The sequence below is a fragment of the Pseudomonas sp. RT6P73 genome (assembly GCF_054897715.1).
The window spans coordinates 4,913,771-4,925,875 of the sequence record NZ_JBUBUV010000002.1 but is presented as its reverse complement, the minus strand read 5'-3'; the positions used below and the strand labels follow the sequence as shown (position 1 = coordinate 4,925,875).

Genomic DNA, 12,105 nt, shown 5'->3' with positions numbered 1-12,105 from the left:
TCGCTGACTACGGCACCAGATAACCTTTCACGCCCGTGAAGATAATCTGTGCCGCCAGCGCGCACACGAATAGTCCCATCAACCGGCTGACAATCTGCAAGCCCTGGTCACCGAGAATTCGCTCGATACGGTTGGACAGGTAAAGCACCACGCCGACCGTAAAACTGGCCAGGGCAATACTGAGAATGGCCGTGAGTTTGTCGTCCCAATGCGGCTGGCTCACGCCCATGACTAGCAAGGCACCAATGGTGCCGGGGCCGACCGTCAATGGAATGGTCAGCGGGACGATGGTCACGTCCTGCTGCACGTTGTCAGTCTGCACCGCCGACTTGCCCTGGGCCATGCCCAGCGCCGAGATAAACAGCACGCTGCCGGCACCGATGCGGAACGCGTCCACGGTGATGCCAAAGACACTGAAAATTACCCGCCCGAACAAATACAGCAAGACGCTGGACACCAGTGTGGCGGTTGCCACTTTCCAGGCCAGTCGCCGTTGTTCCTTGCGTGAATAACCGCGGGTCAGGCTGATGAAGCACGACAACACGAAGAACGGGCTGTAGAGCACCAGCATCTTCAGGTAAACGCTGAATAACACGTGGAGCATGATTTCGGCTCGCAGCAAGAGGGTGGTGAGGCGAAGTCTATCAGTCGATCAATTGCGTGTGGGTATCGGCGTCAAATACTTTAGGATTTTAGTGTTTGCTAGGAGGCTGATCTAAGGTTGGTTGGCTTGATAGTTGGTTTAATAGTTGGCGGATACGGTGTTACATATTTGCGTTTGTTAGTGTTGGTTTGTTTGGTTATTGTTTGTTCGCCAGTTCATGAAGAGCCGGCCTAACTATTAAAAAGGAGTTTGTTGTGAATAACCAAGTCTTTAGCGAGCACTATATTTCTGACTGTATTAAATGTTTGCAGGGATATGAGATTGATGAGGTGTTGACTATTCGCCCTCGCAATAAGTTTTCGGTGGGTGACAACGTTGCAGAGCCATCGAAAGCCTCTATTGTGGGCGAAGGCGTGTTGTCCTTCAGCAGTGGCCTCAGTGGTGAAAACCGGTCGGATGCGCAGAATGCCTATCTGTATGCGACCCTGGTAGCGAACAAGAAATTTCCGGAGGACTACCAGGGCAAAGAATGGTATGAGCTGTTTAAGGAAGTCATGGGCAAAGCGGGTTGGTCGAGCATCAGCCTTTACTACAATGACTTGAATATTAGCGGAACCAGTGTTCGCATGGACAAACTGGTGTTGGAGATTCTTGGCTCCGTAGTCGCAGGTGTTGCGCTGCCGGGTCCGACGACTGCATTAATGCTGAAAGTGGCGGGAGATGCGATTACCGCCCTGCAGAAACGCGATACGGCACTGACCGTTTATGAGCGAAATCTGTTGCAGCACGGCGTAGGCGGAATATCGGCCGGTGCGTGCATTGAAAATAATGGCGTCGCCACGATGGCGCTCGGTGCGGTGCGGTTCTTACGCAGGAACGGTTCGCACAAAGTGTTGTTTGTGGATGTGGATACTCGTGAAGTGAAACTGTATCGCGGTGAGGCAGTATTTGAAAAAAATGATCTGGTCGCCAAAGCCACTCGTGATCTTATTGCGAACAAACTAATCGCTCATTCCGGCAAAATTGCTGACTATGACATCTAATTGAATGAGGAAGGGTGGTCGATTATAGACCATCCTTCTTTATTGAAGAGTGGACAATATGAGTGGCGATTACTCAGTGGTGATTGTTGGGAATGCTATCGTGATTGTACCTGCATCTGATGGGTTGGCAGCTCATGATGATTTGGTCAATTCACTATTCCTGGCGCAGTTGGTTGCCAATAAACAGGTTGAAAAAGAATCGGCGACTGATTGGTACAACGCCTATGTGGCCGTTTTGGATGATTTCTGGCTGCGGCATACAAAGGCGCGAGAGGAAAGGCTTATCACCCAACACTGCGGCGAATCCGCGATCGACCGGGTTGCCGCTGCGATGGCAAAGGGTGCTTCAGACGAAGGGCGAGTGGTGGCCGCAACATTGGCGCGGGTGGCGAATGTGCCGGGCACTGAGCCTGCAATGAGCTTGCTGCGCAGTCACGTGCAAAAAGCGTACGTAGATGAATCAACTGAATTGACTGCGCCAGCCAAGGTTGTGCGTCTGCTGGTGATTCTGGCGAGAACGCCGACCTCGATGACAAGCGTGTACGTGGAGTTCAATACTCCTCTAGTGATTAGCCCCAATCCTTTGGCGCAGTTGTATCGGGCCGAGGATGTGCAAGGCGTTGTCAGCATGCGTTACGCTCGGGCCAATCTCTCCGAAGTCCTCTACGGTCCTGCGCGTGAGGCTGTCGCCTCCAAAATCAGGGAAAAGCTTGCGGGTCAGGTTGCGATGCTGAGCCTGAGCGACGATGCCTCGGGTCTGATCGAATTGCACCACAAGGCTGCTCAGGAGATCTGAGCCGTCGCCCGATTCTGCTGATCCCGTTGCGCAACCCAATGCTCGATCAAATCGCGCAACTGCGACAGTTCGACCGGTTTGGCCATGTGACCGTCCATGCCGGCCTGGCGTGCACGCTCTTTATGCTCGGCCAGGATGTGTGCAGTCAGCGCCACTACTGGCGTGCGAATCCGCTGGTTGCCGACTTCCCAGGCACGCAGCTGCTGGGTGGCAGAGAAACCATCGAGAATCGGCATTTCACAGTCCATCAGGACCAGGTCATAACGCTGGGCTTTCATTGCCTGCAAGGCTTCTTCGCCATTGCTGGCGGTGTCCGGTTGCAGGTTGAGCTTGCCGAGCATGCCGCGAATAACCTTGGTCGAGATGTTGTTGTCTTCGGCCACCAGGATACGGAAATCACTCGGCACCTTGACCGGCAGCGTCGGGCCGGTGGGCAGATGCTGCGAGAAGGCCGGGCCCTTGTTGCGCTGGTTCAGCTCGTCCGCCAGGGTGGTCTTGAGGGTGTAGCCAGCCACCGGTTTGGCGAGGATGCGTTTGATCCCCGAGTTGCGCGCGATGATCTTGCTCGGCGCGTTGCTGATGCCGGTGAGCATGATCAACAGAATGTCGTGGTTCAGGCTCGGGTCTTCCTTGATCTTGGCCGCCAGTTGCATGCCGGTCATGCCGGGCATGTTCTGATCCAGCAGGACCACGTCGAAATAATCGCGCAGGTGTGCCTTGGTGCGCAGCAGCGCCAGCGCCTCTTTACCGGATGGCACGGCGCTGACGTTCAGGCCCCAGGCGCTGCATTGCTGCACCAGCACTTTGCGGCAGGTGTCGTTATCGTCCACCACCAGCACGCGCGCACCTTGCAGCGGCCCGTCGAGGTCGGAGGTCGGGTGCTCGAGACGATCAGGGTCCAGCGGCAAGGTCAGCCACAAGGTGCTGCCCTGGTTGGCACCGCTCTTGATACCGAATTCCCCTTGCATCAAACGGATCAGTTGACGGGCAATCACCAGCCCCAGATTGCCGCCCAGGCTGGTCGCGGAGAGGAAGTGTTTGCTGTGCAGTTCGGCGTGCATCAGTGCGTCGCGCTCTTCGGCCTCCATCGGCACACCGCTGTCCTGCACGGCGATGCGCAGGCGCGGTTTGGCGCTGCGTTCGTCGAGGGCGACGACGATCAGGATCTCGCCCTCATCGGTTTTCTTCAGGGCGTTTTCCAGCAGGCTCAGCAAGGTCTGGCGCAGACGTGTCGGGTCACCGCTGATCACGCGCGGCACTTGCGGCTGGATGAAACTGATCAACTCGACGTTCTGCTGTTCGGCCTTGGCGCGGAAGATGCTCAGGCAGTCTTCGATCAAGGCGTTGAGATCAAATTGCACGTCGTCCAGTTCGATCTGCCCGGACTCGAGCTTGGAGATGTCGAGAATCTCGTTGATCAGGGTCAGCAGTTCGTTGCCGGCGCTGTGGATGGTCTGCACATAGTCACGCTGCTTGACTGACAACGGTGTGCCCAACAGCAATTCGGTCATGCCCAGAACGCCGTTCATCGGGGTACGGATTTCGTGGCTGATCTTCGCCAGGAACTCGGCCTTGGCGTTGATCTCTGCATTGCTGGCCGCCAGGTCGCGGCTGACGCTGAAACGATCTTCAGTGATGCTGCGCTGACGTTCGCCCAGTGCAATGCTCATCAACAGGCCGCTGATGCAGATGAACACCAGCAGCGTGATGATCAGGCCTTGAGGCGCGACCAGGGTCAGCCCCAGCAGGGCGGGCAACATGATCAGCGTACCAATGTTGAACACCACCATCGCCGCCACGAACAGACGCGCCGGGCGATAACCCTTTTGCCAGTGATAGGCGCCGACGAACAACATGCTCAGGCCCGCCAGGGCGACCAGGGCGTAGGTAATGATGTTCAGCGGCAGCGTGTTGACGAACAGCAGCAGCAAGCCGCAGACCACGATGAACAGAATGTCCCCCAGCAACAGCTTGTTCAGCGGGTGCGACCCGAGCGGGGCGAAGAAGCGATAGGCGAACATCAGGCCGCAGGGCGCCGTCAGCAACAAGGCGAGATAAGCGCCGGGCGTCTGCACCGCGTGCCAGTTGGGTAGCCATGGCCCTGCCAGATTCAGCAACAGCAACAGACTGAGCATCAACAAGGCTTCGCATCCGGCCAGCCAGACGCTGCTGCGCGAGCGGGTATAGGCATAGCGGACGAGGTTGTGCAGGATCAGCATGCCGATACAACCGAACAGCAGGCCGTAAATCAGCATCTGGTTCTGATTGGCCGCAGTCATGACTGCCGATTGCAGGGTGATGTACGGCCGTAACTGGTGTTCGGACACCAGTCGCAGGTAGACGTCGAGGGGTTTGTCGCTCTGCGGCAGCGGCAACATGAAATCGCTGCTGGGCAGGGGGCGGTCAGTCTGGGGCTGGCCGGTGCCGGTGTTCAATTGATCGATCAGCGTGTCGCCGTCGAGCACATAAAGATTGAGGCGCGACAGGTCGGGGGCGAACACGCGCAGCAATTGTTCGTGCTTGCCGGGCGCGAGCCTGAAACGCAGCCACAACGCACCTTCGGGCTCGGCCGCGGTGAGGCGGTCGAGTTCGGTGGGGCTGAATTGATTGGTGTAGCGAGCGGAACGGATGTCGCTCAGCTGCAGGTCGCCCTGTTCGTCAAGCAATACCGCCCAGCCACTGCCTTGCGCGGCCTGGGCCGGGAGCATGCAGAGCAAGGTCAGCAACGTGACGGTTAAACCTATGGCAATCCTGAGCCAGCGCACGGCGAAATCCCTTCGTAGGTTGATGCCAGATTATAACTATGCGCGGCGCCGGAACAGTCCGGCAAGGGCCTGAAGCCCAAGCCCTGCCGAACGGATCGCTTATTCCTGATTTTCGCCACGCTCGCGGGCAATGGCACGGTAGCCAATGTCCTTGCGATAGAAACAGCCTTCCCAGTCAATCTTTGCCGCCAGTTTGTAAGCCTGCTGCTGGGCAGCATCAACGCTGGCGCCCATGGCGGTTGCGCAAAGCACACGACCACCGGCCGTCACCACTTGACCGTCCTTGAGTGCAGTACCGGCGTGGAAGACTTTACCTTCCAGCGCGGCGGCTGCATCCAGACCGTTGATGGCAACGCCTTTAGCGTAGTCGCCAGGATAGCCGCCCGCAGCCAGTACGATACCGACGCTCGGACGTGGATCCCATTGTGCTTCGACCTTGTCCAGAGCTTGCGCCAGGGCCGCTTCGACCAGCAATACCAGGCTCGACTGCAAACGCAGCATCACCGGTTGGGTCTCAGGATCACCGAAACGGCAGTTGAACTCGATAACTTTTGGGTTACCAGCCTTGTCGATCATCAGGCCGGCATACAGGAAACCGGTGTAGACGTTGCCTTCATCGGCCATGCCGCGCACGGTCGGCCAGATCACCAGGTCCATGACCCGCTGATGGACATCGGGGGTGACCACCGGGGCAGGGGAGTAAGCACCCATACCGCCAGTGTTCGGACCGGTGTCGCCGTCGCCGACGCGTTTGTGGTCCTGGCTGGTGGCCATCGGCAGCACGTTCTTGCCGTCGACCATGACGATGAAGCTGGCTTCTTCGCCGTCGAGGAATTCTTCGATCACGACACGGGAACCGGCGTCGCCGAACGCATTGCCCGCGAGCATGTCGCGCACCGCGTCTTCGGCTTCGGTCAGGGTCATCGCTACGATCACGCCTTTACCGGCGGCCAGGCCATCGGCCTTGATCACGATCGGCGCGCCTTTTTCACGCAGATAAGCCAGGGCCGGCTCGATCTCGGTGAAGTTCTGGTAATCGGCCGTCGGGATCTTGTGGCGCGCCAGGAAATCCTTGGTGAAGGCTTTCGAACCTTCCAGTTGGGCGGCGCCGGCCGTCGGGCCGAAGCAATCCAGGCCGCGGGAGCGGAACAGATCGACAACACCGGCAACCAGCGGCACTTCCGGGCCAACGATGGTCAGGGAAACGTTCTTCTCGGCAAAATCTGCCAGCTGCTCAAGGGCCAGTACGTCGATAGCGACGTTCTCGCACTTGGCTTCAATGGCGGTGCCGGCGTTGCCCGGGGCAACAAACACTTTCTGCACACGCGGATCCTGAGCCACTTTCCAGGCCAGTGCGTGTTCACGGCCACCGCTGCCAATGATCAAAATATTCAAAGAGAGACTCCTTCGGAGAAGCTGCAAGCTACAAGCTGCAAGTAAGAGCGGTAGGCGCGGCTCTTATTTACAGCTCATGGCTCTAAATTAATAAGGCCGCACCAGCAAGAAAGAACGGCACCTGTCTGCTCTTACTTGCCGCTTGCAGCTTAAAGCTTGTAGCTGCCGCAACTCAGTGACGGAAGTGGCGCATGCCGGTGAATACCATGGCGATGCCCGCTTCATCGGCAGCAGCAATCACTTCGTTATCACGCATCGAACCACCCGGCTGGATCACCGCAGTGATGCCGACCTTGGCCGCGTTGTCCAGGCCGTCGCGGAACGGGAAGAACGCGTCGGATGCCATGACCGAACCCGCCACCTGCAAACCGGCATGTTCAGCCTTGATCGCGGCGATACGCGCGGAGTTCACGCGGCTCATCTGGCCAGCGCCGACGCCGATGGTCTGACGGTTCTTGGCGTAGACAATGGCGTTGGATTTAACGTATTTGGCGACTTTCCAGGCGAAGATCAGGTCATTGATTTCCTGTTCGGTCGGAGCACGCTTGGTCACGACTTTCAGGTCTTCACTGCCGATCATGCCGATGTCGCGGCTCTGTACCAGCAAACCGCCGTTGACGCGTTTGTAGTCCCAGGCAGCGGCGCGGTCAGACGACCACTCGCCGCAGGCCAGCAGGCGCACGTTGGCTTTTGCCGCCACGATGGCGCGGGCTTCTTCGCTGACGCTTGGCGCGATGATCACTTCAACGAACTGGCGCTCGACGATCGCCTTGGCAGTTTCAGCATCCAGTTCGCGGTTGAACGCGATGATGCCGCCGAACGCCGACTCGGTGTCGGTGGCGTACGCCAGTTCGTAAGCCTGACGGATACCGCCTTCAGCGTCCGGGCTGACCGCAACGCCGCACGGGTTGGCGTGCTTGACGATCACGCAGGCCGGTTTGACGAAGCTCTTTACGCATTCCAGCGCGGCGTCGGTGTCGGCCACGTTGTTGTACGACAGTTCTTTGCCTTGCAGTTGGGTCGCGGTGGCGATGCCGACTTCTGCAGGCTTGGCTTCCACGTAGAACGCCGCGCTCTGGTGCGGGTTCTCGCCGTAGCGCATTTCCTGCGCCTTGACGAACTGGCTGTTGAAGGTGCGCGGGAATTCGCTGCGACCTTCAGTGCTGAGGGTGTCAGCCGCCTGGTTCACGGTGCCCATGTAGTTGGCGATCATGCCGTCATAGGCCGCGGTGTGTTCGAAGGCCTTGAGCATCAGGTCGAAACGCTGAGCGTAAGTCAGGCCGCCGGCCTTCAGGCTTTCCAGCACGTTGGCGTAGTCGCTGGCATTGACCACTATGGCCACGTCTTTATGGTTTTTTGCTGCCGAACGGACCATGGTCGGGCCGCCGATGTCGATGTTTTCGATGGCGGTCGGCAGGTCACAGCCTGGTTTGTTGATGGTGGCTTCGAACGGGTACAGATTGACCGCGACCAGGTCGATCGGCTTGATGCCGTGCTCGTTCATGATGGCGTCATCGATACCGCGACGACCGAGGATCCCGCCGTGGATTTTCGGGTGCAGGGTCTTGACCCGACCGTCCATCATCTCTGCGAAACCGGTGTAATCCGCGACTTCCACTGCGGCAACACCGTTGTCGCGCAGCAGCTTGAACGTTCCGCCGGTGGAGAGGATCTCGACGCCCAGGGCTTCAAGCTCTTTGGCGAATTCGAGGATCCCGGTCTTGTCGGAAACGCTGATCAAGGCGCGGCGGATCGGCAGGCGGGTAGTCTGGTCGGTCATTTCAATTTCCATCAAAAGCAAAGGAGTCAGCAAAAAAGGCGACCGGTTTTACGCGGGCGCCTTTCTGGTTTGATTGAATGCTTACAGCAAATCGTACTGCTTGAGTTTCTTGCGCAGCGTGCCTCGGTTCAGCCCGAGCAGCTCACTGGCCTTGGTCTGGTTGCCCTTGACGTAGTTCATCACGCACTCGAGCAGGGGCGCCTCGACTTCGGAGAGCACCAGGTTGTACACATCCGTGACGGCAGCGCCTTCAAGGTGGGCGAAATAATTGTGCAGCGCCTTCTCGACACTCCCGCGAAGGGTCTGACCTTCTTCGCTGGGCGTATTGAGGTGCTGTTTCAAATTCACGTTGTCGCTCACGGGTGCTGTTCCACTCACTAAAGTCTCGGTCATCATCGTCATGCGGCCACCCCTTCTCCGTCCCCTGTCAGGCTCTTATAACGTTCGGCGAAGAAGCCCTGAACGTTGGCGCATTGTGCTTCCGTATCTTCCAAACGATTGAAGTGGGCGCGAAACTCCCTGGCGCCCGGCAAGGTTGCGAGATACCAGCCCACATGCTTTCGAGCGATACGGACGCCCATGACGTCTCCATAGAAGACGTGCAGCGCAGCCAGATGCTCTAGCAGAATGCGTTCCACCTCGGTCAGTTCCAGCGCCGGGAGTTTTTCGCCGGTACGCAGGAAATGATCGATCTCGCGAAAAATCCATGGCCGCCCCTGGGCAGCCCGGCCTATCAACAGACCATCGGCACCGGTCGCGTCGAGCACGTACCGGGCCTTCTCGGGTGAATCGATATCGCCGTTGGCGAAGACCGGGATCGACACCGCCTGCTTGATCGCGGCGATGGTGTCGTACTCGGCTTCACCGGTGTACAGATCGGCACGGGTGCGGCCATGGACCGCCAACGCCGTAATGCCTGCCTGCTCGGCGATTTTCGCCACCGTCAGGCCGTTCTTGTTGTCCCGGTCCCAGCCGGTACGGATCTTCAAGGTGACCGGCACATCAACCGCAGCCACCACGGCTTGCAGGATCTCGGTCACCAATGCTTCATCCTTCAACAGCGCGGACCCGGCAGCCTTGTTGCAGACCTTCTTCGCCGGACAGCCCATGTTGATGTCAATAATCTGTGCGCCCAGTTCGACGTTGGCCCGGGCCGCATCCGCCAGCATCTGTGCATCACCCCCGGCGATCTGGACCGAGCGTGGCTCGGGATCACCTTCGTGGATCATGCGCATCCGCGATTTGCGGGTGTTCCACAAACTCATGTCGCTGGTGACCATTTCCGAGACTACAAGCCCTGCGCCCAGTCGCTTGCACAGCTGACGAAAGGGCTGGTCGGTGACGCCCGCCATGGGGGCGAGAATCAAGCCGTTGTGCAATGTATATGGACCGATGCGTACCGCCGACATAGGACTTCCCTGTTGTGGGGCCGGATCATGAGAGTTCGAAAAAGGGTTGGCATGATACCCGCTCTCGATGACTGGATAAAGGCTGAATTGAACAAAATCTGAACAGTAATTCTGTTATCGCCAGCGGTTTGGTATGAGCGGTCGAAGTCAGAAATATGCCGTCAAAGCCGTAACACTGAAGCGTTTCACTCGGGCGAATGGAAGCTCAGACTGTAATTCACCGCTTTGGAGCCTGGATCGAGGATATCCAGTGCGATGTGGATCGGCGTTTGCGGCGGCATCTCCGCCATGCCCTCGAGGTCGCCGTTGAGGTATTCGCCGGGCTTGAAGCGACGGCTGGCGATCAGGTGGCCGTTAAGGTCGGCGAAGCGCAGTTCCAGCAGCGGGAAGGGCTGGGAGAAGGGCGCACGGTTGTAGATGATCGCGTCGACCACCAACGCTCCATTGAACTCCGGGTGGCTGCGTACCACCAGGTTGCTGCTTTTGATCTTTGCGATGTCTACTTTCGATGGCACCGTGCAACCGAGTTGCGGGCACAGTTGCTGGAACCAGGGACGGTACTGGTCCTGACGTGCCAGTTCATCGAAGTGGTAAGCGATGTATTGGCCGCCGAGAGCGGCAGCACCGAGCAGCACCAGCAGCAACCAGAAAAGCCGTCGGCCCCAAGGGGAGCGACGTTTTTCCCAATCCAGTTGCAGCGGGTCGTCGGTCAGGTCCTGCAAGGCGTCGGCACGCTCGGTCGACTCGCTGCGTACGTGTCGCTTGCGCAGGGGGGCAATCGGGGGCAAGTCGTCGTCAGGTGCATCGGTTGCCGACAGACGATCATGGTGCAGCGGCATGTCGAGCGGATCATTCAGGCGCAGTTGCGGCGCCTGGGGCTCCTCGTCCAGATCAACCGGTTCCAGCGAGAACGAAGGTTCAGTGCGCGAGTTTTTGCCCGGTTCTGTCTGCGTTTCCGGTTGGTCGGCTTCGACCACCTGGGCGCGGTCAGCCGCCGATTCGCTGAAGAGGCTGTCGGACCAGGGCTCATCGTCGTGCTCGACAGAGTCGCGTCGAGCGCTGAGGCTGTCTTCGCGCTGCCGGCCGAACTCCGTGGTCGGCTGGATTTCCCGCTGTTCGAGCCGGGCGAGTTCTTCGTCCAGGTCCAGGCTGTCCAGATCCAGTTCGGTGGCGGACCACTGCTTTTGGCTGATGGCGCGCTGTGCCGGCGGTTCGACGATGTCCGGAGCGACCGGTTCGACAGCTTCCTTGCCGGCTCGTTGCTCAAGCAACTGCTTGGCGGCGTTGAACACCTGCAAACACGAGCCGCAACGAACCACTCCGCGGGCCACGCTCAATTGAGCATGGCTGACGCGGAAGCTGGTTTGGCAATGCGGGCACTGGGTGACGAAGCTGTCGGTCATGCGGCGATCCGGTTTATGCAGGCGTTCATTCTAGCGCCGACGGCCAGTGATACGCACCCAGCCATCGCGATTGGCGATCGGGTCCAGATCGAAGTCCTGGGCGTAGGCTTTGGCGACTTCTTCACCCTGCTCGGCGAGTATGCCCGACAGCGCCAGGCGACCACCGGGTTTGACCAGGCTGGACAATTGTGGCGCCAGGGAAACCAGCGGGCCGGCAAGAATGTTGGCCACCAGCACATCGGCCTGAACCTGCGGCAGATCTTCCGGCAGGTACAGCGGGAAGAGTGCTTCGGCAATGTTGTTGCGCCCGGCGTTGTCGCGGGACGCTTCCAGAGCCTGCACGTCGATGTCGGTGCCGACAGCTTGCTTGGCGCCCAGCAACAGGGCGGCAATCGCCAGAATCCCCGAGCCGCAACCGAAGTCGAGGACGTTGCAGTCTTTGAGATCCTGACCGTCGAGCCATTCCAGGCACAGCGCGGTGGTCGGGTGGGTGCCGGTGCCGAACGCCAGGCCCGGGTCCAGCAGAATGTTCACGGCGTCGGGTTCAGGGGCAGCGTGCCAGCTTGGAACGATCCACAGGCGCTGACCGAAGCGCATTGGCTGGAAATCGTCCATCCAACTGCGTTCCCAGTCCTGGTCTTCGATCACTTCGCTGTGATGCTCGGGCAGCGGGCTGCCGGTCAGCAGCTCGAGATGGGCCAGCACGCTGGCGGCTTCGGTGCCACCTTCGAACAGGGCAAGCAGGTGCGTATGCGACCACAGCGGCGTGGTATTGAGTTCTGGCTCGAAGATCGGCTGGTCTTCGGCGTCCATGAAGGTCACCGACACGGCGCCCACTTCAAGGAACGCGTCTTCGTAGGTTTCGGCTTGTTCTGGGCTGATGGCGAGACGGACTTGCAGCCAAGGCATG

General features: G+C 59.0%; 10 protein-coding genes. 2 read left to right on the top strand and 8 right to left on the bottom strand.

Features of this window, described 5'->3' with window-relative positions:
• Positions 1-7 precede the first annotated feature (7 nt).
• The gene (locus tag ACYZT6_RS22955) at positions 8-604 is read right to left on the bottom strand and encodes a MarC family protein (RefSeq protein WP_007937197.1); all 597 of its coding nucleotides are present in this window, start codon (positions 602-604) and stop codon (positions 8-10) included.
• Between the two features lie 254 nt (positions 605-858).
• Between ACYZT6_RS22955 and ACYZT6_RS22950 the strand changes: the two genes are divergently transcribed.
• Positions 859-1,647 carry a hypothetical protein gene (locus ACYZT6_RS22950; RefSeq protein WP_462028747.1) on the top strand — a complete coding sequence of 263 codons (789 nt, stop codon included), beginning with the start codon at positions 859-861 and terminating at the stop codon, positions 1,645-1,647.
• 58 nt (positions 1,648-1,705) lie between these two features.
• Positions 1,706-2,443: a hypothetical protein gene (locus ACYZT6_RS22945; RefSeq protein WP_462028746.1), complete on the top strand. Its 738-nt coding sequence runs from the start codon at positions 1,706-1,708 to the stop codon at positions 2,441-2,443.
• Here ACYZT6_RS22945 and ACYZT6_RS22940 read toward each other — a convergent pair.
• From ACYZT6_RS22940 to prmA, 7 genes are all read right to left on the bottom strand, one after another.
• Complete coding sequence (locus tag ACYZT6_RS22940; protein ID WP_462028745.1) at positions 2,431-5,208, bottom strand: hybrid sensor histidine kinase/response regulator; 2,778 nt, start codon at positions 5,206-5,208, stop codon at positions 2,431-2,433. The genes ACYZT6_RS22945 and ACYZT6_RS22940 overlap by 13 nt on opposite strands.
• A 99-nt stretch (positions 5,209-5,307) precedes the next feature.
• A complete protein-coding gene (gene purD / locus ACYZT6_RS22935; RefSeq protein ID WP_462028744.1) occupies positions 5,308-6,603 on the bottom strand; it encodes a phosphoribosylamine--glycine ligase in 1,296 nt (431 codons plus the stop codon).
• 172 nt (positions 6,604-6,775) lie between these two features.
• Entirely contained in the window at positions 6,776-8,383 is a 1,608-nt protein-coding gene (gene purH, locus ACYZT6_RS22930) for a bifunctional phosphoribosylaminoimidazolecarboxamide formyltransferase/IMP cyclohydrolase (RefSeq protein ID WP_462028743.1), read from the bottom strand.
• Positions 8,384-8,464: 81 nt separating this feature from the next.
• Positions 8,465-8,785: a DNA-binding transcriptional regulator Fis gene (gene fis, locus ACYZT6_RS22925; RefSeq protein WP_007945216.1), complete on the bottom strand. Its 321-nt coding sequence runs from the start codon at positions 8,783-8,785 to the stop codon at positions 8,465-8,467.
• Positions 8,782-9,792 carry a tRNA dihydrouridine synthase DusB gene (dusB, locus tag ACYZT6_RS22920; protein ID WP_462028742.1) on the bottom strand — a complete coding sequence of 337 codons (1,011 nt, stop codon included), beginning with the start codon at positions 9,790-9,792 and terminating at the stop codon, positions 8,782-8,784. The genes fis and dusB overlap by 4 nt, the downstream gene beginning before the upstream one ends.
• A 185-nt stretch (positions 9,793-9,977) precedes the next feature.
• Positions 9,978-11,195 (bottom strand): DUF3426 domain-containing protein, encoded by a 1,218-nt coding sequence (locus tag ACYZT6_RS22915; RefSeq protein WP_462028741.1) that lies wholly within the window; start codon positions 11,193-11,195, stop codon positions 9,978-9,980.
• Positions 11,196-11,225: 30 nt separating this feature from the next.
• Positions 11,226-12,104: a 50S ribosomal protein L11 methyltransferase gene (gene prmA, locus ACYZT6_RS22910; RefSeq protein WP_462028740.1), complete on the bottom strand. Its 879-nt coding sequence runs from the start codon at positions 12,102-12,104 to the stop codon at positions 11,226-11,228.
• Position 12,105 lies beyond the last annotated feature (1 nt).

Coding starts and splice junctions, on each gene's coding strand:
- ACYZT6_RS22955 (WP_007937197.1), bottom strand. CDS start 604: ATGCTCCACGTGTTATTCAGCGTTTACCTGAAGATGCTGGTGCTCTAC.
- ACYZT6_RS22945 (WP_462028746.1), top strand. CDS start 1,706: ATGAGTGGCGATTACTCAGTGGTGATTGTTGGGAATGCTATCGTGATT.
- purH (WP_462028743.1), bottom strand. CDS start 8,383: ATGACCGACCAGACTACCCGCCTGCCGATCCGCCGCGCCTTGATCAGC.
- fis (WP_007945216.1), bottom strand. CDS start 8,785: ATGACGATGATGACCGAGACTTTAGTGAGTGGAACAGCACCCGTGAGC.
- dusB (WP_462028742.1), bottom strand. CDS start 9,792: ATGTCGGCGGTACGCATCGGTCCATATACATTGCACAACGGCTTGATT.
- ACYZT6_RS22915 (WP_462028741.1), bottom strand. CDS start 11,195: ATGACCGACAGCTTCGTCACCCAGTGCCCGCATTGCCAAACCAGCTTC.
- prmA (WP_462028740.1), bottom strand. CDS start 12,104: ATGCCTTGGCTGCAAGTCCGTCTCGCCATCAGCCCAGAACAAGCCGAA.